This window comes from Rossellomorea vietnamensis NBRC 101237 (assembly GCF_001591825.1).
Lineage (GTDB): Bacteria > Bacillota > Bacilli > Bacillales > Bacillaceae_B > Rossellomorea > Rossellomorea vietnamensis.
Genome location: NZ_BCVQ01000003.1, coordinates 44,836 through 64,202 on the forward strand (window position 1 = coordinate 44,836; position 19,367 = coordinate 64,202).

Annotated in this window: 32 protein-coding genes and 1 pseudogene; 8 read left to right on the forward strand and 25 right to left on the reverse strand. The window is 45.6% G+C overall.

Going from position 1 to position 19,367, the window contains the following annotated elements; all coding sequences use genetic code 11:
- Positions 1-267, forward strand: a complete 267-nt coding sequence (locus BVI01S_RS02285; protein WP_061809086.1) for a hypothetical protein — start codon at positions 1-3, stop codon at positions 265-267.
- A gap of 176 nt (positions 268-443) precedes the next feature.
- Positions 444-680: a hypothetical protein gene (locus BVI01S_RS02290; protein ID WP_061809087.1), complete on the forward strand. Its 237-nt coding sequence runs from the start codon at positions 444-446 to the stop codon at positions 678-680.
- Positions 681-849: 169 nt separating this feature from the next.
- Here the strand turns inward: BVI01S_RS02290 and BVI01S_RS02295 are convergent.
- Positions 850-1,069: pseudogene (locus BVI01S_RS02295) on the reverse strand (KGG domain-containing protein); the annotation flags it as partial.
- Between the two features lie 63 nt (positions 1,070-1,132).
- Positions 1,133-1,438, reverse strand: a complete 306-nt coding sequence (locus tag BVI01S_RS02300) for a KGG domain-containing protein (RefSeq protein ID WP_061809089.1) — start codon at positions 1,436-1,438, stop codon at positions 1,133-1,135.
- Between the two features lie 210 nt (positions 1,439-1,648).
- On the opposite strand from BVI01S_RS02300, the gene BVI01S_RS02305 reads away from it, so the two are divergent.
- Positions 1,649-2,842: an MFS transporter gene (locus BVI01S_RS02305; protein WP_061809090.1), complete on the forward strand. Its 1,194-nt coding sequence runs from the start codon at positions 1,649-1,651 to the stop codon at positions 2,840-2,842.
- Between the two features lie 104 nt (positions 2,843-2,946).
- Here the strand turns inward: BVI01S_RS02305 and BVI01S_RS22425 are convergent, their stop codons facing one another.
- From BVI01S_RS22425 to blaOXA, 7 genes are all read right to left on the reverse strand, one after another.
- Positions 2,947-3,129: a hypothetical protein gene (locus tag BVI01S_RS22425; RefSeq protein ID WP_142245344.1), complete on the reverse strand. Its 183-nt coding sequence runs from the start codon at positions 3,127-3,129 to the stop codon at positions 2,947-2,949.
- 10 nt (positions 3,130-3,139) lie between these two features.
- A complete protein-coding gene (locus tag BVI01S_RS02310; protein ID WP_061809091.1) occupies positions 3,140-3,421 on the reverse strand; it encodes a hypothetical protein in 282 nt (93 codons plus the stop codon).
- Positions 3,422-3,431: 10 nt separating this feature from the next.
- Positions 3,432-3,620, reverse strand: a complete 189-nt coding sequence (locus tag BVI01S_RS22705) for a hypothetical protein (RefSeq protein WP_142245343.1) — start codon at positions 3,618-3,620, stop codon at positions 3,432-3,434.
- A gap of 138 nt (positions 3,621-3,758) precedes the next feature.
- A complete protein-coding gene (locus tag BVI01S_RS02320; RefSeq protein WP_034761546.1) occupies positions 3,759-4,019 on the reverse strand; it encodes a hypothetical protein in 261 nt (86 codons plus the stop codon).
- Positions 4,016-4,456: a GNAT family N-acetyltransferase gene (locus BVI01S_RS02325; RefSeq protein WP_061809092.1), complete on the reverse strand. Its 441-nt coding sequence runs from the start codon at positions 4,454-4,456 to the stop codon at positions 4,016-4,018. Before BVI01S_RS02325 ends, BVI01S_RS02320 begins: the two co-directional genes overlap by 4 nt.
- A 12-nt stretch (positions 4,457-4,468) precedes the next feature.
- On the reverse strand, positions 4,469-4,681 hold the full coding sequence (locus BVI01S_RS02330; protein WP_034762687.1) for a hypothetical protein: 213 nt from the start codon (positions 4,679-4,681) through the stop codon (positions 4,469-4,471).
- A 227-nt stretch (positions 4,682-4,908) separates the two neighbouring features.
- Positions 4,909-5,691: a class D beta-lactamase gene (gene blaOXA / locus BVI01S_RS02335; RefSeq protein ID WP_061809093.1), complete on the reverse strand. Its 783-nt coding sequence runs from the start codon at positions 5,689-5,691 to the stop codon at positions 4,909-4,911.
- 130 nt (positions 5,692-5,821) lie between these two features.
- Between blaOXA and BVI01S_RS02340 the strand changes: the two genes are divergently transcribed.
- On the forward strand, positions 5,822-7,192 hold the full coding sequence (locus BVI01S_RS02340; RefSeq protein WP_244886837.1) for an aminotransferase-like domain-containing protein: 1,371 nt from the start codon (positions 5,822-5,824) through the stop codon (positions 7,190-7,192).
- A 67-nt stretch (positions 7,193-7,259) separates the two neighbouring features.
- Here the strand turns inward: BVI01S_RS02340 and BVI01S_RS02345 are convergent, their stop codons facing one another.
- From BVI01S_RS02345 to cidR, 3 genes are all read right to left on the reverse strand, one after another.
- Positions 7,260-7,634 carry a hypothetical protein gene (locus BVI01S_RS02345; protein ID WP_034761534.1) on the reverse strand — a complete coding sequence of 125 codons (375 nt, stop codon included), beginning with the start codon at positions 7,632-7,634 and terminating at the stop codon, positions 7,260-7,262.
- Positions 7,631-8,167, reverse strand: a complete 537-nt coding sequence (locus tag BVI01S_RS02350; protein ID WP_034761531.1) for an acyl-CoA thioesterase — start codon at positions 8,165-8,167, stop codon at positions 7,631-7,633. The genes BVI01S_RS02345 and BVI01S_RS02350 overlap by 4 nt, the downstream gene beginning before the upstream one ends.
- 189 nt (positions 8,168-8,356) lie before the next feature.
- Positions 8,357-9,250 carry a cidABC operon transcriptional activator CidR gene (gene cidR / locus BVI01S_RS02355; RefSeq protein WP_061809094.1) on the reverse strand — a complete coding sequence of 298 codons (894 nt, stop codon included), beginning with the start codon at positions 9,248-9,250 and terminating at the stop codon, positions 8,357-8,359.
- 114 nt (positions 9,251-9,364) lie between these two features.
- Here cidR and BVI01S_RS02360 point away from each other — a divergent pair, with 114 nt between their 5' ends.
- A complete protein-coding gene (locus tag BVI01S_RS02360; protein ID WP_082804649.1) occupies positions 9,365-10,096 on the forward strand; it encodes a class I SAM-dependent methyltransferase in 732 nt (243 codons plus the stop codon).
- A 425-nt stretch (positions 10,097-10,521) separates the two neighbouring features.
- Here BVI01S_RS02360 and BVI01S_RS02365 read toward each other — a convergent pair whose 3' ends face one another.
- From BVI01S_RS02365 to BVI01S_RS02375, 3 genes are read right to left on the reverse strand one after another with little or no spacing between them, the layout of a single operon-like run.
- A complete protein-coding gene (locus tag BVI01S_RS02365; protein ID WP_061809096.1) occupies positions 10,522-10,818 on the reverse strand; it encodes an RNA polymerase alpha subunit C-terminal domain-containing protein in 297 nt (98 codons plus the stop codon).
- Positions 10,815-11,108 (reverse strand): hypothetical protein, encoded by a 294-nt coding sequence (locus BVI01S_RS02370; RefSeq protein WP_061809097.1) that lies wholly within the window; start codon positions 11,106-11,108, stop codon positions 10,815-10,817. Before BVI01S_RS02370 ends, BVI01S_RS02365 begins: the two co-directional genes overlap by 4 nt.
- Positions 11,105-11,302 (reverse strand): hypothetical protein, encoded by a 198-nt coding sequence (locus tag BVI01S_RS02375; protein WP_061809098.1) that lies wholly within the window; start codon positions 11,300-11,302, stop codon positions 11,105-11,107. Before BVI01S_RS02375 ends, BVI01S_RS02370 begins: the two co-directional genes overlap by 4 nt.
- Before the next feature lie 97 nt (positions 11,303-11,399).
- On the opposite strand from BVI01S_RS02375, the gene BVI01S_RS02380 reads away from it, so the two are divergent.
- The 3 genes from BVI01S_RS02380 to BVI01S_RS02390 are packed head-to-tail and all read left to right on the forward strand — an operon-like array spanning position 11,400 to position 13,132.
- Positions 11,400-12,302 carry a WD40/YVTN/BNR-like repeat-containing protein gene (locus BVI01S_RS02380; RefSeq protein ID WP_061809099.1) on the forward strand — a complete coding sequence of 301 codons (903 nt, stop codon included), beginning with the start codon at positions 11,400-11,402 and terminating at the stop codon, positions 12,300-12,302.
- Positions 12,295-12,735 (forward strand): hypothetical protein, encoded by a 441-nt coding sequence (locus tag BVI01S_RS02385; RefSeq protein WP_061809100.1) that lies wholly within the window; start codon positions 12,295-12,297, stop codon positions 12,733-12,735. Before BVI01S_RS02380 ends, BVI01S_RS02385 begins: the two co-directional genes overlap by 8 nt.
- 16 nt (positions 12,736-12,751) lie before the next feature.
- Entirely contained in the window at positions 12,752-13,132 is a 381-nt protein-coding gene (locus tag BVI01S_RS02390) for a hypothetical protein (RefSeq protein ID WP_061809101.1), read from the forward strand.
- Positions 13,133-13,331: 199 nt separating this feature from the next.
- Here the strand turns inward: BVI01S_RS02390 and BVI01S_RS02395 are convergent, their stop codons facing one another.
- The 10 genes from BVI01S_RS02395 to BVI01S_RS02435 all read right to left on the reverse strand — a co-directional run bounded on the left by BVI01S_RS02395 (position 13,332) and on the right by BVI01S_RS02435 (position 19,358).
- Positions 13,332-13,925 carry a non-canonical purine NTP pyrophosphatase gene (locus BVI01S_RS02395; RefSeq protein ID WP_244886838.1) on the reverse strand — a complete coding sequence of 198 codons (594 nt, stop codon included), beginning with the start codon at positions 13,923-13,925 and terminating at the stop codon, positions 13,332-13,334.
- Positions 13,922-14,236, reverse strand: coding sequence for a hypothetical protein (locus tag BVI01S_RS02400; protein WP_061809102.1), 315 nt, complete (start codon positions 14,234-14,236; stop codon positions 13,922-13,924). The genes BVI01S_RS02395 and BVI01S_RS02400 overlap by 4 nt, the downstream gene beginning before the upstream one ends.
- Before the next feature lie 31 nt (positions 14,237-14,267).
- Positions 14,268-16,193, reverse strand: a complete 1,926-nt coding sequence (locus BVI01S_RS02405; RefSeq protein ID WP_061809103.1) for a DUF2207 domain-containing protein — start codon at positions 16,191-16,193, stop codon at positions 14,268-14,270.
- A 33-nt stretch (positions 16,194-16,226) separates the two neighbouring features.
- Positions 16,227-16,751 carry a 5' nucleotidase, NT5C type gene (locus BVI01S_RS02410; protein WP_061809104.1) on the reverse strand — a complete coding sequence of 175 codons (525 nt, stop codon included), beginning with the start codon at positions 16,749-16,751 and terminating at the stop codon, positions 16,227-16,229.
- Positions 16,748-17,107, reverse strand: a complete 360-nt coding sequence (locus BVI01S_RS22840; RefSeq protein WP_369690871.1) for a GNAT family N-acetyltransferase — start codon at positions 17,105-17,107, stop codon at positions 16,748-16,750. Before BVI01S_RS22840 ends, BVI01S_RS02410 begins: the two co-directional genes overlap by 4 nt.
- Entirely contained in the window at positions 17,080-17,325 is a 246-nt protein-coding gene (locus BVI01S_RS22845) for a GNAT family N-acetyltransferase (protein ID WP_244886840.1), read from the reverse strand. The genes BVI01S_RS22840 and BVI01S_RS22845 overlap by 28 nt, the downstream gene beginning before the upstream one ends.
- Positions 17,326-17,339: 14 nt before the next feature.
- Positions 17,340-17,654: a hypothetical protein gene (locus tag BVI01S_RS02420; protein ID WP_244886842.1), complete on the reverse strand. Its 315-nt coding sequence runs from the start codon at positions 17,652-17,654 to the stop codon at positions 17,340-17,342.
- Positions 17,655-17,748: 94 nt separating this feature from the next.
- On the reverse strand, positions 17,749-18,171 hold the full coding sequence (locus tag BVI01S_RS02425) for an NUDIX hydrolase (RefSeq protein WP_061809106.1): 423 nt from the start codon (positions 18,169-18,171) through the stop codon (positions 17,749-17,751).
- A 70-nt stretch (positions 18,172-18,241) separates the two neighbouring features.
- Complete coding sequence (locus BVI01S_RS02430) at positions 18,242-18,637, reverse strand: hypothetical protein (protein WP_061809107.1); 396 nt, start codon at positions 18,635-18,637, stop codon at positions 18,242-18,244.
- A gap of 70 nt (positions 18,638-18,707) precedes the next feature.
- On the reverse strand, positions 18,708-19,358 hold the full coding sequence (locus BVI01S_RS02435; protein WP_061809108.1) for a uridine kinase family protein: 651 nt from the start codon (positions 19,356-19,358) through the stop codon (positions 18,708-18,710).
- Positions 19,359-19,367: the final 9 nt, after the last annotated feature.

Genomic DNA, 19,367 nt, shown 5'->3' on the forward strand with positions numbered 1-19,367 from the left:
GTGAAAAAAGCTGCGTTCTTCTTCCTTTATATCATCGTGATCGGTTCCGCGATCGGCGGATATGTACTCGTAGAATACAGCAGGGAGCAACTTGACCGTTCAACACTTCTCCTCCTGCTCTTATTCCTTGCCCTTTTATCCATCAGCCTGCAGTTGACGGTATTGATGAAAACGAAAGCACCCCTGACAAAGTGGAAGTGGCTTTCTCTATCGAGCGGCCTGCTTGTCGGCGGGCTGACTTTTCTTTATTTATTTCTTTTAAAATAGAAAGTGAGGGGGCAGGTTTGCTCCCTTTTTCATTTCAACTAACGTTCATACACACCCGCTGGTTTAAACATGTATGTAAAACATGACTTTTCTCCCTTCACCCCCTCTTTCAATCATGTTAAAATAATCCAAAATCAGACAAAAATTCTTCCCTTTATTGAAAGGAGATGTAGATAATGTCAGAAAATAATGAGCTGTACACCATCTTACGGACACTGGAGACCTATTCCCAATGTGACATCACCCATTCATTTTCTGAACATGATACTGACCTCTTGAAGGTTTCTTATTCCCATGAATCCAAAGCCTTTGTCATCTCACAACATGACTCAGTGGAAACCTATCCGGACCTATCGTCCGCTTTAGCCAGGTTAGAATCATTATTAGATGATTTAAAATGCTCCGCTCGGTAAACATATGAAATTCCAAAAAAAAAGACCCGTCGCCGCTATCGATCGACAGGTCTTCTTTCGTTTCCGGACATTATCCGGTGCTAGTTATTGCTGTTTGAATTGTTTGAGCGGCTGGAGTTGCTTGAATTACTTGAATTACTTGAGTTACTAGAGTTGCTTGAGTTACTGGACTGACTTCCACCCTTAGCTCCGATTTCCTGATAAAACTTCTTATCGTGATTCTCGGACGTCGCTTCTCCGCCTTTTTCACCAATCTCCTGGTAGAATTCCTTGTCGTGATTCTTCGCTGTCTGTTCCCCGCCTTTACGGCCGGCTTCTTCGTAGCTCATTTTGTTGTTATTGTTATTGTTATTGCTATTGCTGCTGTTATTGTTATTGTTGGTTGACATTATAAAATCCTCCTTAAAGTTAGTACAAGTTTATATTTCATGAAATCATCAAGGACTCAGATTCTAGTTATTGTTTCTGTTTGAATTATTCGAGCTGTTTGAGCTGTTTGAATTATTCGAGCTGTTTGAGCTGTTTGAATTACCCGAGTTGCTGTTGCTTAAGTTGCTGGACTGACTTCCGCCTTTTGCTCCGATTTCCTGATAAAACTTCTTATCATGATTATCTGAAGTGGCTTCTCCACCTTTTTCACCAATTTCCTGGTAGAATTCCTTGTCATGGTTCTTCGCTGTCTGCTCCCCGCCTTTACGACCGGCTTCTTCGTAGCTCATTTTACCGTTGTTATTGCTGTTGTTGTTACTGTTTGACATAAATAAAATCCTCCTTATGTTTGGTTAAATGGTGTTGTACGATTGTACATTGGTTATATACCTCGTGATTCGAAAGATAAACAGTTTTGGGGGTTTTTAACATTTCTGTAATTTAATTTATACTTTTTGGGGATAGGGCCTTTTAATAGAAGTGCTTTCTCGCTAGGTGTATGATGAAGATACAAGAATTGTACGAAGGAGTCCTGCAATATGGAATACATCAAGCGGGGAACATCAGCTTTCAAGCATGCCAATCTGGCTTTGTTTGCGGGAGGCTTCAGCACCTTCGCGATCCTGTGGGGAACGCAGCCACTGCTTCCGGAAATCGCCCGTGAGTTCAATGTCTCCCCGGCCACATCGAGTCTCAGCCAATCGTCCACCACCATTGCTCTGGCGATCAGTCTGCTGATTGCAGGATCGTTATCGGATGTATACGGCCGGAAATCCGTGATGACGTTCTCATTACTGGCTTCTTCCATCCTTGCCATCTGTACGGGTTTTGCCACCGGATTTCATATGCTTGTGTTCGGACGGATCCTCCAAGGCATCACGCTCGCCGGGCTTCCCGCCGTCGCCATGGCGTATTTGGGTGAAGAAATCGAGGCGAAGAGCCTGGGGATGGCCATGGGATTATATATCAGCGGGAACTCCATCGGGGGCATGTCCGGCCGGATCATCAGCGGCGTCCTGACCGATTATTTCAGCTGGCATATTGCACTGATGGGAATAGGCTTCATCAGTCTATTATCAAGTATCATCTTCATGACCCTGCTTCCAAAGTCTGTACATTTTGAGCCACAGAGCTTTAAGCTCACGTCCCTGTCAGGCTCCCTTTTCAGTCAGTTCAAGGTCCCGGGACTCACATACTTGTTCACCATCGGCTTTCTCTTGATGGGCGGCTTCGTTTCCCTCTACAATTACATCGGATTCGAGCTGATCGCACCACCCTACTCACTCAGCCAGACCGTCGTCGGCTTCATCTTCATCGTCTACATCGTCGGCACCTTCAGCTCCACGTGGATGGGAATGCTCGCCGATCAATATGGAAAAAATAAAATCCTTCCCTTGTCGCTTATCATCATGTTAGCAGGCGTCCTGACAACCCTGCACCCGAATCTATGGGTGAAAATCATCGGAATCGCCGTCTTTACATACGGATTCTTCGCAGGACACTCCATCGCCAGCAGCTGGGTCGGACGATTAGCACTCCATGATAAAGCACAGGCGTCGGCACTCTACCTTTCTGCTTATTATGTTGGATCAAGTGTGGGAGGTACAGTTAGTGGAAGCTTCTATCACCAGTGGAACTGGCCGGGTGTGGTGTGGATGATCGTCACCCTTTCGGTTATATCGATTGGGATATCGATGCGATTGGGAAAAAGGGAAGTTGAGCGATCCACATAAAAAAGAGGACTCTTCGTGAAGTCCTCTTCCACCCGTCCTCAAACTAGCCAATAAGAGATAAACGGTTTTGATTAGGTTCGAGCTCGGAAAAAGATCATCCATCCCTACTCAATGTCCACCGTTTCTCTATACGTCATCCCTAAAGATTGATACTCTATTTGCACCTGCATGACTTTCTCATCATGAAACACGTTCACGGCATAGATCCTGTCTTCCTTTGTGGCTGTTCCGTCGTCCAAGCGATCCATTTGTTTTGCATTTGTGGGACCCTCCTTAACCCCATCCACAAGCGCTTCTTCATCCCTCTATCTCCTTAGGCTGCTCCTCATTCCCTGCCATGTTCTTTCGAAACTCCAACAGAATCAACACGATTCCCATTCCCCCTGCAATCACCGCCAACACCAATGGTAAGGTCCCAACCTCAATCAATGCAGTTCCGAATACACCGTACCGAAAGTCCCATCCGAGTCCGCCATCTCCCATCAGCAAGCCTGAATAAACCGCAGCCGCTATAAGTGTCGACCCATAAAGAATCGCACTGACCATCAAACAGGTTATCCCAATCCACAATCGTTTCATCACATACACCCTATCTTCCAAAGAACCTCGGCAGTTGAACCCCGAGATCGAATAACGCGCTCGTCACCATGAGGATGAGCACCGGGATAACGCAGAGGATGAGAATCCATGTCCAGGTTTGGTTGGAAGATCCCTCTCTCTTATACTTTCTGTACACTTCTTGTACTCGCCTTTGCTTTTCATTCGTGGGTTCGGTCATATCCTTTACCTCCCCGTTTTTATACAATTGTTTCCATTCTTCTAAACTATTCGCCGAGACCCAGTCGTAATCCTGTTTTTCCAAAGTTCGAGGAAAATAAAGAAGCAACCAGTAAAGCCTGATTGCTTCTTTCACGTATTAAAACCCCGCCCCCCTCAGGCCCACAATAAACAACCCGACCACAAGGATAAACCCAACCGGCAGCAACACCAGAATCACAGCCGATGCCTTCCTCCAAAAACCCGGATCACTGTACCAGGATGCCCAGGCAGCCCCGACATATCCGATGGCGATGATCCACCCCCATAGGTGACCGACCTGTTTCCCGACAAGGGACTGTAAAACCAAAAACGTGCCGATTAGAATCCCTATTGACAGAAGACCAAAGTATTTTCTCATGTCCGTCTCCATTCATACTGAATATCAGGCAGATTCTCCTCATTTTCGTGACCTCTTCCGATCACCACAAATCCGTTCTTTTCGTAAAACCTCCGGGCATTCTCATTCACTTCAAAGGTATACAGGGTCAAGCACCCGCTTGACTTCGCCTTTGCTTTATCCAGAAACAATTGACCGATCCCGAGTCCTTGATAATCAACGTGAATGTAAAGCTGACTGATTTCCGTTTTATTATATGCTGCCATTCCGGCTACTTTTCCATTTATGAGTGCCAGATCAACTTGGTACTGGCGAGTCAGGATGTTGGTTAAAAAATAGAGGTGACTTTCCACAGTATGTTTTTCCTTTTGCCCAATGGCCCGCTCCTTACTTTCCCGCCACATGGCCACGGTTTCCTTGGCATACTTCGGGTCAAAGGGAATGATCTCTGATCTCATCCATGTTCCTCCTCAAGAATCTTTCCTGTACTGAAAGGCAAGCGTTGACAGAATGAACGACAAGACAATCAGTAGTGGCGTTACAATCAAAATGCCAAATAAATCGGTCCTGTAATTCCACGGCACGAAAGCCTCCCATAAAATAGCCGTCCCTTTCCATAACAAGACAAAGATGAACAACGTGAAGACCAGATAAATGAGCCTTCCCACCAATCGTTTCATCATGGAGCACCCCAACATTATTTTTTCTCTTTCAAAATCGTAAAAATCAAAAAGGAAATCAAAATCAAAAAGACGATCCCCACGCCATTCAGAATGTCGTAGATGTCATTTACAAGATAGATCATGCAATTCGATTCCCCCAAGTATCTTTTTCCTAATTATTTCAAATAATAGAACTTTTCACAAGATGTAAAAGAGAGCTTACCCCCTCATTGGGTAAGCTCTCTCCATTATTCTTCCGGAATGATGTGCAGCTTCTCCAGCACCTCTACCGTCAGATTCTTCGCATCTGTCCCGCTTCCGTCCAAATTGACGGCGAATACCCACTCTCCCTTATCGGTTTCCACATACCCCGTGTACCAGCCGAGTCCGAAATCCGACAGCCGGGTCCCGGTTTTGCCGTGGATGATATAGTCGTCCTGCTCTTCATTGATCATGATCCGCTTTACGGTTCTCATCTGCTGTTTGTCATAAGGCAGGCTTTCTTCCACCAGACCTTCGAAAAAATCCGTCTGCTCCCGGGCTGATATTTTCAGACTGCTGTCGAGCCAAAAAGAGTCGATGCCACCAGATAGATCTTCGTTCCCATAATCCATCTTTTCAAGGTTTTCCTGCATCCTCTCTTCCCCGATATCACGGGCCATAGACTGATAGTACCAGATGACGGAGTATCTCATGCCGGAAGCGAGGGTATGATCCCGATTCCAGTCCGGGAACTCCCTCACTGTTCCGTCCCAGCGTTTCACTTCATATTCATCCCTGACGGCACCCGTCGATAATCCAATCAAGGCGTGTGGTACTTTGTACGTTGACTCCGGAGTATATCTCCGCTCGCTTCTCTCCTTGTTGTAAACGAATTCCTTGTCTGTCTTCAGGTTGCGGATGACGATGGTCGCGTCTTTTCCATTCAACATGTCATCGATTTCCGGTTGAACATTGGTCTTGGCGTCGGCATACGTTCCTCCCATGACGACCAGGGCCATACTCATGATTAGGACAGCGATTCGCTTCATTGCATTCCACTCCTTAAGGTTTACTAGAATGACAGGCCTATCGTTCTTGATTTTTAGTATACTGACAGAAACGGCAGGGTCCAACGCCGTTTTTCATAGACTGTACCCATACAGATGGGAGGAAATAGAAGTGCCCCATACCAAGTTCGAAGAAATCATCCATTACATTGAAATGCTTGCCGAGTCCGGCCGCCTCAAGCCCGGGACCCGCCTGCCGTCGATCAGATCCCTTGCAGGAGAGTTCTCATGCAGCTTGAATACTGTCATCAAAGCCTACAAAGAACTAGAGTTCAGCCATAAAATTTATGCCGTGAGTAAAAGCGGCTATTACCTGGTTGAAGATTATCCTTATAAAAAACAGACCGGTTCAGCAGTACCCGTCTATGACTTCCTATCTGCCGGTCCCGACAAACATGCCATGCCCTATCTCGACTACAAGCACTGCATGAACCAGGCCATCGACCGGTACAAAGAAGACATGTTCACCTATTCCGAGCTGCTTGGACTTCTCTCCCTGCGCGAAGAACTCGCCCGCCATCTCCGGGACCTTCAGGTGTTTACCGATTCTTCACGCATTGCTGTCACGACGGGATCCCAACAGGCCCTCCATCTCTTGATCCGCCTTCCGTTCCCCAACGGCAAGCGGACCATCCTGACCGAGCAGCCCGCCCATCCGAGTTTCATAGAGTCTGTGAAAGACCAGCCCAGTATGGGGATTGACATCGGGAGGGACGGACCTGACCTGGAACAGCTCGAGACCATTTTTCAAAATGAAGAGATTAAATTTTTCTACCTTGTCTCGAGATTCCATAATCCCACCGGGCATAGTTACACGAACGAAGAACGGAGAAAAATCGTTGCGCTCGCTGAACGGTATGATGTGTATATCGTGGAAGACGATTATATGGGGGATCTCGATCCTGATCTGAAGCAGGATCCTATGTTTGCCTTTCAACCCAATGGAAGGGTCATTTATACGAAGAGCTTCTCTAAAACCCTCTTGCCGGGTCTGCGTCTCGGTCTCGCCGTCCTTCCCACTGAGTTGATCGAAGGATTCAAACGTGCCAAGTTTGCCGCAGACGTCCATACACCGGTCATCACCCAAGGGGCTCTGGAGATCTATTTAAAAAACGGGATGTTCGCTGCCCACATTGAAAAGATCCGGAACCTATACCGGAAAAAGGGAGAGGTGCTTTGCAGGGCGTATCATGCTTTCATGCCGGAGGATACGTCCTATACATGCCCTGCATCTGGCTTTTACTCTACGGTCAGGCTACCTTCTTCATTGAAAGCGAGTGATTTCATCCAACGGTTAAAGGATAAAAACGTGCTGATGCAAAGCACGGAATCCATGTACCTTGAGGAATTCATGAGATATGATGAGCTCAGGCTCAGTGTGTCCCATGTAAAGGATCAAATGATTAGAGAAGGCGTTGCACTCATGGCAGAAACCATTCAGGAAATGATAATTGAGCGAAAAAAAGGAGTGATGTGGAGATAGTCCGTTAATCCCGCGAATTCAAGATTAAAAAAGCCGGAAGACTCCCCTCTTCCGGCTTCACTCTCCATTATTTTATAATCGTGGATCCCTGCAGCAGTTCCGGCTTCGCGCCAAGGATCAATAAAAATAATTTCGAGTCACTGATTTGTCTATGCTTTTTCATGATGTCCTTCAGCTGAACGATATTCGGGTGTGCCTTCAGTTTCTGTACCTCATCCTGATAGAGTGAGAGGATGGAGTCACGGACAAACTGTGGTTCATAATCCGGCAGCTCCTTGTCCCGAAGCAAGGACCCCATATAGCCATACTTCAACTGCAGTTGTCGCGTCAGGCTGGTGACGTGGACGAGCTGCTCATTCAGTTCAGGGTAATCCTGTTTCAGTGCTTCTACATCTTTTTTTGCTTCGTGCAGTTCGTTCATTCCCGCTACCATCATGCTCATGATGCCTCCCCTCCCATGTTCCAAGGTTTTTCGAGTCCGATGATGTCATTCAGGATCTTGCTCTGCTTGCGGCGGACCCTTCTTCTTTCCGCACGCTCTTTTCCTGATTCGAATAAGAATCTCTCTTCTTCTGTTTCTGGTACGATTTCCGGTACCTTGACGGGATTTTTATTTTCATCAAGTGCGACAAAGGTTAGGAAAGCCGTCGCTGCCATTCGTCTTTCGCCTGTAATCATATCTTCGGCAATCACTTTGCAGAAGATTTCCATCGATTTATTCCCCACATAGGAGACGAAAGATTCAACGCAAACGGAGTCACTTTGGTGGATCGGATACAGGAAGTCGATGGAATCAGTTGACGCCGTGACACATTCCTTCACCCGGGCGTGACGTCTGGCGGATAGCGTCGCATTATTATCAAGCTTCTTCATCAAAACCCCACCGAACAGGGTATTGTAGTTGTTTAAATCATTGATCATAACCTGGTCCGTGCTGACGACCAGACTCTCTTTCGGATGCTTCTTGTTTGGCATGAAGAACAAGTCCCTTCTGTTTGTGTATTGGTATTTCAAACGTTTGATACCCAAAGTGTACGCCCCGAAACAGGATAAGTGAAATGAATGTTCCTCATCATCACCATAGACACTGTCTATGCAACGGCTTACAATTGGATGGTATCAATACCCATTTTTCTTAAATCGGGGAAAAAAAAAGAGCATTCCTCATTCGGAAATGCTCCCCATCAATCGTTCCTGGGTAAAGGTGAGCCACTCTTTCGTGGCATACGATAAGTATTGATTTTTCCTCCAAATGATGGCGAGGTCCCACTCGATGACGGGCTTCACGACCCTGATGGAAACCAAGTCCTCCTTCAACTGTTCATACACGCTGTAAGGCAGGATCGAAATCCCAAGCTTAGCCTCAATCATTTTCCCGATGAAATCCCATTGAGAGCTTTCTGATACCACTTTCGGAAGAAAGCCGGCTTCTTTACACGCCTCACGGATCCGGTCATTTAACGCGAAGTCCTTGTTAAAAAGAATGAGCTGCTCATCCTCGAGCTCCATTAATTTCACTTGCTTCCTGTCCGCTAATCGGTGTGTCTTCGGAACCACGATCCTCAATTCTTCTTTCATAAAGGAAAAATGATGAAAATCCTCTTCTGCTGCGGGAAGCACTCCGACCCCGACATCCAGCTGATCGGCAAGGATATCCTCTTCAATCCTCTTCGTCCCGTTCTCAATCAGCTGAAACGTGATGCCCGGATAGAGCGCATGGAACTCACCCAGGACCTTGATGAATTGACCCGCATCCATGATCGGCGGCAAACCAATGCGGATATGCCCCCGCTGCAAACCGATCAGATCATCAAGCTCATGCTGAACATTCTCGAACGCCTTATCGATCGTCTGGGCCTGCGTCAAAATCGCCCGTCCCGCATCCGTCAGTACAAGCTGCTTCCGGGAACGGTCGAACAGCTCCACTCCGAGCTCGTCCTCAAGGTTCCGGATCATCTTACTGATCGTCGGCTGGGTCACAAACAAATGATCCGCCGCACGGGTGAAACTTTTGAATCTCGTTACCTCTATAAAATATTTTAAGTGTCTGATATCCACTTGAGCACCTTCTTTTACAATGTCTATTCCCTTATAATAATAACAAACTCATTTTAAATGTTAAGGACGGGGAATGGATTGAGAACCAAACCAAAGTATCAAACGTGGATTCGAATGAATAAACTTCTTATTTTCCTGGGGATATCCCTTCTTTTTCTGATGATCGCATTCTTCCCCATCCACATTTTTCTGCGCGTCCTATCAGGAATGCTGGCGGTACCGTTTCTTTATATCGTCTTTATCCTCTCTTACTCTATTTATCAATTCTCAGGATTCGGCGGAAATTACCAGTCGAAGATTCATGATGTCATTGTCTCAAGAGTAGAAAATGATGGTGGAAAAATTCTTGATATCGGTACAGGCAGCGGCTCTCTGATCATCAAGCTCGCAAAAGTGTTCCCAGGCTCCTCGTTGACCGGCATCGACTACTGGGGAGAGAACTGGGAATATTCAAAAACTCAATGCGAAGAAAACGCTGAAATCGAAGGGGTTGCAGATCGAATTCAGTTTTTGAAAGCAAGTGCCTCAAAGCTACCGTTCCGGGACGCGGAATTCGATGTCGTTGTCAGCTGCCTCACGTTTCATGAAGTGAAAGATTGCCATAATAAAACGGACGTTATGAGAGAAGCTTTGAGAGTGTTAAAGCCCGGTGGTACCTTTGTCTTTATGGACCTTTTCCTGGATGAGGCTGCGTTTGGTGAGCGGGCAGTGTTGGTAGCGGACCTGACTGATACAGTTGAACTGAAACAGGAGAAACTAACCGAAGTTTTGGACTTACCCAAACTTCTGCTGAACAAAAAAGTACTGGGGAATGCAATGGTGTTCCATGGAAAGAAGACGAAATAAATAAGCTTCGAGGCATTTTATAAACTGTTCTGTCTTGAGATGATATAGGGTGTAAAAAGGAGAACTCGCCTTAGTACTTTTGTGAGTTTCTCCCATACTTGTGATACGTTTCATCTTAATCTAATAAATAGAAAAATGGGCCAAAATAAATTAAGCGGAGTTTTTCCGGTTACTTTCAGAATGGAACTTATTTTTGGGGTAAATAAGCGGAGCTTTTCCGCTTACGCACAGAAAAATCACCTATTTTTTTTCTTTTAAGATTAATAGTCGGAATCTTTCCGTCTATTTCAGCACTTTTCATCTAGTAATGACTAATTAGGCGGAGTTTTTCCGTCTATTTATCGGCCCTGCCTGATCTCACGTACACTTAGAGATCGGTAGTCTTGCATACCTTCGCTCCGTCTATGTATAACCTCCATCTCCCCTCACCTCTCCTCTTTAAACCCCAAACCCTTCTCCCCAAGCGCCTTCCGAAGCTTCGGTATCGAAGACGGTCCCATCCCATGAAAAGCAAGAACCTCCTTCTCACTGAATCCAGCCAGTTCTTCAAGCGTCGTGATCCCGTTATTCTCCAACGCTCTTCTCGCCGGTCCTGAGAGTATCGATAGAAATCCGGTGTCAGGTTTCCGTTCTTTTTCACAAACTGGACAGGTCGGGCAATCACTCTTTTTTACATAGGTATGTCCGTTGGCACATACCTTCACGTTTTCATTGGAAGTCATGCTGCCACTCCTTTCTTCTCTCGCATTAGTGTCAACGCATTTATTAGAATCGTGACGATGATCAGCACGGCAGAAGCGAACGCCATGGCTCCCGATGTATCCATGATTGCCGACCAGTCCCCGATTTTGACCAGATGATGGTGATAGAAAATCTGGAAGGAAAGAGACAGGGCGCACGCTCCCATGCTCATGACGGCAAGGGTCAGTTGATCTTTTCTATATGTGACGAACGGTAGTGTCCACGCCAGAAGCCCAAGCACCAGGCTGCCGACATTCAGCCAAACAATCATACCATTTCCCCCTCTTTTACCTTGTTCCTTGTTCTCCACATCCAAGAAGTTAATAGGAGAACCACTCCAACACACGTTGCGATCAGATGATACACAAGAAGATCTCCCGTTTTTATATAAACAATCGCAAGCGTCCCCCCAAAGATGATCATGATGGAAAACGACAAGCGTATAAGATAGGCATGCATTTTCATACCATCCCTCCTCCCTTTTATTATTCCAAAATATGTTATCCTATTCAATCCTTTCCTCATGTTAAAATAGAAAATATAACCAAAGGAGTCTGGTAATGTGAAATACTTCATGATCGGGACGGCTTGTCTGATGGTCATCGGAATCATCGCAGGCACGTACTTTTTTGAAAAAGAGCCTAATGTAAGTCAACCGTTGACGCCGGAAATACGTGATCCCGGTCCCCCACCACTTCAATCGGTGGACGAAACGGCACCTGTAGGATATTCGCTTCAACAGGATCAGCTGCAGATCACCTACAGCAATGGAGAAAAGTGGATTCAAGTTCCTGTGGATAAGGAAAATTTATTCCAAGGGGAGTATTCCGGGAGTGAGGACGAGCTGATTCCGGATAGCTATATCCTGACAGAAGATCTTGCTGCCTTCTTATATGCACGTGATTATTCCGTCGATAAAAGCATCCACTTGCTCTATTCAAAGGACAAAGGGGAGACATGGGAAGATGCCAAAGTCACACCGGCTTCTCCGCCCATCCGTTTCAGGAAGGTCGGCTTTCTCAATGAATCCTTCTGCTATGTGATCCTCTCTGCCGATCGGACCATGTCACAGGAAATGATCACGGTCTACTTATCGAAAGACGGCGGAAAGACGTGGAAAGAGATGCCCCGACCTGACATCACCCGGCTCATCTATGACGGGGGCTTTGTCGACGAAAACACCGGCTTCCTCTCCTTCGGCATCCTGAACCCGGAAGAACCGGACCTGCATGTCACACAGGACGGAGGAAAATCGTGGAGCAAGGCAACGATGGAGGTCCCGGATCAGTATAAAAGGATCTTTGTGATAGCGGAGGTACCCTTCAAGGAAGAAAATCACCTGGCCGTCTATGTCAATCAAGGTCCGAACGGTGATTATGAAGGCGGAAAAGTAAAAGGGAAATTCATCTCAGAAGATCAGGGACGGACCTGGTCATTCCAGGAGGAGGTACAGCCTGATGAATAAGAAAATAGCAGGACGGATACTTTTTATCTTATCCATCGCTCTGTTCATTTTCCAGATGGGGTACCTCTTCCTCCATGCATCATATGAATTGGAATACATCGACCATCGCCTGTTCTATGCCTTCAATATCCTGATCGTAGCGGGCATGGTCGTTTCTATCTTCCTCCTCTTTCCCATTCCAAAAGTGTGGAAGATCGTCTCATACGTGACAGCAGGTATTCTTATCCTCCTTCAAGGGGGACTCATCATGAACCAAAGTCAGCAAACAAAGCAGATTGTAAGCTTTTCACCAGACATGAAAAATCAGTTCGTTTTAAAAGAAGACAGAAAAACGGGGGAAGCCGTCTATTACAGAACCTATTACCGTATCTTCGCCCGACCGAAAGAAGTCCTACCCTACGAAACACAAGGGGAATTCAAGCTGAAGTGTTGAAAATGACATTGCGGCATTGACCTATCGGGCCTCGGACAACAGCATCCACCAGTACATCGGTACATACGGCGCAAGGGATTCAGCTATTTCGTATACTTATGTAGGACCCACGATTCAGGGACAATGGAAAGGAAACGATGTCAGTATTGACAGCACACCGAAGGGCATTTCCATTGACTACAACGGAAAATCCAGCCAGTATAGCTGGGACAATGTTGTCCAATTCGGCACGATTGCCATCGTCCTTATGAATGATGGAGAAGCGGAATGGACCATCGGGTTAAATGAAAACTTTCAAAGTCACTCCAATGATCCGAAGCCTCCCTCAGGGGAGATTACATTGTACCGGGCGAGTATGGATTATGTGAAACCTGTGAGGCTTTCGTTTGTAGAATAATAATAAAAGGCGGGATCCTCATTAGGATCTCGCCTTTGTTGGTTAATGACTCCTCTTTTTTCTAAAAGAAAGCACCAATGCCACTACAAATAGAATCGCAGAAACCAGTAAAGTCATGACTGAACCGACGGGTGTCAAAAACCCAATAATGAGTAGAGTAATAGCCACTATTACCAAACCAATAATCATCCCTATCCCCCTACCGTGAACCCGAATACCATTCCCCAAACTTCTTCATACCCGAATCCTCTTTTACCCGGTTGTATTCAATGAAATCACCTTCATCAAACTCAGCCATCGTTTTTTGAAAATGGCGCGGAATAAAGATATACCAAAGATCGGACCAGCTATTCACATTCTCGGATCCTCGTATTTTTTCCGAGATGACGCCGGGAGATCTGCTCTCAAAGAATCTCATTTCCTCCCCGTCATAGTAAGCCAGACAGGACCTGAATTCACAGGCTCTATTCTCCTCCCCATGCATCAGCTTTAAAATCCCTTCGATGCCGATCGTGTCCAGCATATGATTCACATATGCCCTCGGGAAACCATTCAATGCCGAGATGAAAAAGCCGGAATCCAGGGCAATGCATGGTTGTTTTACGATAGAGTATGCCTGCAACACCTTTTGTTTTGCTATTTCCTTGATATCATCACTTCTCGGTTCACTTAATTCCGCCTCGATCGGTAACACCTTTATGTTCGTTAACTCCTTTTGAGCAGATGCAATTTTCCCTTTGTTGGTAGTGACGAAGATGATTTCTTTTATGGTTTTCTCTTTCGTTGTTATCACATTTCTTCCTCCCGATCCTCAATGCTTTCATCCAGATGTGAGTCACTGACTTTTTTCAATTGAAGCTGATGATACCCTAAGACAATAGCCAACACGCCCACCACAAATAAGATGCTTCCTCCCACCAAATAGGTATTGATATACCCTTTTAAAATAACATTGTAATATTCTGGACCGCCAATACCATTATTGAAAAACTGTGCCTCCGCAGTGGCACTTCCAAAATAAACATTAAAGAAAAACATAATAAAACCCACCATCGTTGACAAAATCCCCAGGATGATGACAAGTGTCAAGTTATCCTTTGACATGGGCGTTTCCCCTTTCGTAAACCGCTAATGGTCAATCTGCACCTGCACCTCCACCACCGCCGCCGTCAAATCCTCCTCCGGAAAATCCGCCATCAGAGGAACCGGAAGACATGCTCGGAGGGGGACCGCTCCACTTCCATGAATTCGTCAAAAACTCATGAGGGTCCTGTCCCGATAGGATGAGGGCAGTCAGGGGTGCGGCTGAAAACAACGTACTGTCTTCCATGCTTGCCATCCTTTTCAGTTTCCTCTTTCGTTCAAACAGGAGTGTCCGGATCATCCACACATCCATTTCCTCGCTCGTCCCCTTAGGGTACCCTTCCCTCTTCACCTGTTTCCGGAATCGGCGAATCCCCGCTTTCACATTAAGTGCCGCTCCCGACAGTGTATGGCGGGGGACGAAAAATAATAGCAACAAGGTTAGAAAAAGGCATAAAAGCAGGAGAGCAATGGCGGTTTCGTCTTTGATTTGAGCAGCCGCAAAAAATGAAATAACACCAAAAACAAGTACCGGCCACTTCTTTTCTTTTTTCCACCATCGGAATAGAAGGGACCCACAACCAATGATTCCATACAACCACATGGCAAACGTCGACTGCATGTCAAAATGATAGGCCCATAAAGTTCCGACTACAACGGAAAGAGGGGCGAGTTTCGTAATGAAGTGGAACCAGCAGTCATGGAGGAGTCCCGCTTCCTTGGCTTCCTTCAACACTTCGGTAAACCATTCTCTTTCCTGTTCCTTTAGCGTCTTGACCTTCGTATGATACTTTTTCACATGGCGGCTGAGGTCTTTCTCACTCTTTGTCGCCCCGGTAAGATCAGTCATGGCAAAGGATGCTGAACCGTTCTTCCCTTTTCTTTTAAAAATCCAGGACACCAGCTTTTCTTCGATCGTCGATAAGTGACCTTCAGAGGTCAAGGTAAAGAACAAGGTTTCATCCGGTGATCGGGCATCGCTGAGAAAACGGGTCGTCGTTTTCTGTCTGCGAACCGTCGCCTTCCCTCTTTCCACCAGGGAGTACAACCCTGCCATCAAGGCTCCGTGGGTGAACTTCCCCCGCCTATGGACCATATATAAAAGAAGAGGATCTGCTTCCAACACATCTCTCGTTCTGCCACTGCCTCTTATTCTGCCTAACAAGAAGCCAAGCATCATGATGAATAAAGCTCCACCAAGAATGACTGCGAGCCCACCCAACACATCATTGTATGTTTTCATTTGAGTTTCCCTTTGTGCGACAAGGGCCACCCGGTCTTCTTCTTCCTGAATGGCCGCTTCCAACGATTGTGGAGCAGCGGTCTTTTCCTGCTTACTCATGATTGAAGACGGGAAGAGCACACGGGTTTCCGTTAAGGAATACATATCGGAAACAGGTGTTGTAAAGCGCACCACCTCTGGCCCCTCTTCTTCCACCTTCCCCTTTGGACCGTGAAAGAAAGCATGATACTCCGCAGGATCGAGTTTTTCAGGAAAAACGAAATCAATCGTCACATTATGTAAATCAATATCATGATTAGTATCTGTTCCGAAAAAAGGAATCGTTACATCACTGTATGAATCATACGATTTCACGGCATCCTTCAGTTCATACGCAAATAAAAAGGTCTTTGTAGCGTCCTCTACGGGGAATGATGAACGATACGTACCATCCTCCCGCTTCACATCAAGCTGACGCAGATCCCCATCCTCGATGAAGCCAAGCTTCGCCTCATCATTAATCACTTCAGAGGCTTTAAACCACTGCACTCCCTCATGATTATCCTCATGGACGGCCCTTCTGATACTCTTGTACTTCCCATCAAACGTGTACGTGAACAATTCATTGACCAGCAAATTCCCATTCGGCTGGATCCACGCACGGATCTGTACTTCATCGATGCTATAGGACTTTGCATAAGCCGTCTGTCCAAAGGAGAAAAGCAGGATAAGTAGGATGGCTAATTTCTTGAACATATGCTTTACTCCTCCTTATTAAAAATTCAGGACTTATGATAAAAAGAACCTTTTCACTTCATACCAATTTTCCACGCGTACATATCCCGACTCATACCGGTTATGAGGAGCTGAAAATAATATCCCCTCTCCCGTAAAGTCTTTAAAATGCCTTGGGCTGTCGTCTATTAAATAGTCTGCATGAATGATGCTTTTGTTCCCGCAGAATACAAATTGCAAGTCTGATAGAAACGGGAAATGTTCTTTTAGCCATTCGTATTTTGCCGTAAAAGAAGCAGGATGCTCCATTGCCGCAGTCGTGATGTAAATTTCATAGGATTCACTCAGTTCTTTAATCACGTCCTGACTCCCTTCCATCACTTCCAAATCCCTGAAGAAAGCGGGATCATCTATATACGAAAGGATGTCATCGGCATCATCGGGTCGTATTTTCCATAGTCTTGTCCCCTGTAAGTCATCTGGAGTCAAACTCTCATTATATTTCTCATTAAATAGATTCAGGTGCTTTTTATGTAAATCAGCGATTACTTCATCCATATCAATGGCTATCCTTTTCATACGTTCCCTCCCCTCTGGAGAAGATATTCTTCTCGCAGAAGTCCATACACCGCACAGTCCTTATACTGATCCTTTGCATTGCGGATCATATGCCGGATGACGCCTTCCTGCTTCATTCCGGCTTTACCCATAATCCTGCCTGAAGCGGGGTTATCCGTATTATGGGCTGCAGATAGTTTGTGTACATTCATGTGTATAAAGGCAAATTCCACAACGGCTTTCAACGCCTCGGTCCCGTACCCCTTATTCCACCAGTCATATCCAATGGAATAACTGACCTCACAGTTGCCTGTAGAAGAATCAAAATCATATAAATCAATCTCTCCGATCAGGTCATTGCCATCCTTGAGTTCGATTCCCCAGTGACAAAACTCTTTTGAAACGTACCATCCACAGTCTTCTCCATTCGCTTATGTGTTTCAGCAATGGTCTTGTGTGCAGGACTGACACGATGATCGGAAATCCGTTCATCAGATAGCCATTGATCAAAGGCTCTTTGCGTATCGTCCATGCACAACTTTCTAAGATTCAGTCGATCTGTTCTTAAAACAGGGGTACCCTTAAAGTAAATCATGCCGTCACTCCGGTCTAAAAATAAGTCACCATCATCACCACAAAACTAATAACCGTAAACAAAAGGACACCATAAAACACCGATCCTACATTGGATTTCAGCTCATTATCCTTCTGAATCTTCCACCCTGCCTGACTTGCTCCGAGTGTAGCGTTTTTGGATAACGCACCGCCACTGCTATTAAAAAAGAAAAGCCCCACTGTTAATCCAAGACCGATGAAAAAGCTCCATTCCCCGAAAGAAAATGAGAACAGAAGACTCCCGACCCAAATCGCAACGGCAAGGATCACGGCCGTCACTAAAGATGTTCTTGTGAAGAATTTTTTCATTTTGATTCCCCCTCGTATTATTCATACTTACGATTGGGATTGTAAAAAGTTTCAATTTTCAGTTATAACAATGATTTTGAGTATTGATTAGATTCTAAAACTCCACAAAAAACGGATGCTGCTCCTCATCCAAACAGCATTCGATCCGCTCTCTAAAATTCGAATGCGTCACCATTTTGAGCGCCTCGTCAATCGGAAAAAATGCTACCTCCAGACTTTCAGAAGAAGTAGTCGGTACTCCTCCAACAGGCTTTGCAAGAAATAAGGTATTGCAGATGGACCGTTTCACATTCTGAAATACCCCGCAAAAAGCCAACACCTCTATATCAATGCCCGTCTCCTCTTTCGTCTCCCTGATCGCCGCATCCTTTAACGACTCTCCTTCTTCCACCTGACCGCCAGGCATTTCCCAACCACGCCTTGGTCCCTTTATTAATAGAATTTCCCGGTTTTCATTCAGAACGATTGTAGCCGCTGAAACGATATGTTTCGGCGGTATGTATGTTTGTTGTGTCATCACACTTCCCCCTTATATTAATAGGAGCCTACCTTCTGCGATAAGCCCCCGATACTTAATACCCCTTATTTTATATAGCCTGATCTCTTTCAGCAGTCGTGAAAAATGCCCCTTTCACATAAATCGTATAGATTAAGACAATCACCGAAAAAACAACATTCCCTATAAAAGGTTGCTGAGGCTGGATCGTTGCGATAACCGAACTGACCACACCAAACAGCACTGAGTACGAGACGATCAACCAGAATCCCCATCTTTTCAACTTCATGTACCCATACACCATCAACAGAGAAAACAGTGCCAAGACTATTCTCATCATCCGTTCAGGCAGGATCGATACGCCAAAGCGTTCCGAAATGTTGATGACGTCAGCATCGGCCTGATAAAAAATGGCGGTGAATAGTAACACCAATGCTCCAAACACATAGAAATATCCAATTAGGGATACACCCATAGGTCTCTTCAACTCTTCCACCACCCCATCGCTTAATCGTATATCTCACTAATACCAATTATGTCAAAATAAACCATTAGACTCAATTATTTTTCATTATTAAAGAATTCTTCTCCATACAATACCCCTCATCCGAATTCCTCACTACTACATCAAAATGCTCACTCTTCGGATGCATAAAGACTTCATATTGAACCCTCCGCTCGTCATGGGTTTTCCGTAGATATTCTACTTCCATCCCTCTTTCGTTCACATCGCGGATGCCCCTTCTCATGAGCTCTGTCTCCCCATCTGTATAGAAATAGATTTTCAGATCGTATAAATCTGGTTTGCTGAAGGCGACGGACATCCCTTCTACAATCGTCAGGTTGTTTCGGGAAGAGATGGGCCGGCTTGGATCATAGGGTACGTCCAACGTGTAAAAATCCATTCCCTCTCTCACCATCCTGATGTCCCGGTCAAGGGAGAATATATGATGGGCGTCCGGATGACATGCGGTCATTTTGGACTGATGCTTTTCGTTCTTATATTTATACTCTATGAAGGAATGCTTCCTGACAGCCGAACTCACGATATACGGATCGGTGTTGATATAATTGACTTCTCCTAGCAGCGTCTGCAGTTTCTTCGCAAATGTCGTTTTACCCGAAGCACCGTGCCCTGAGATGCCGATGACCATTTTCCCTTCCTGCTTCGTCAATCGATCGGCTATGGTATGTACGATTTTATCCATGGATTTACT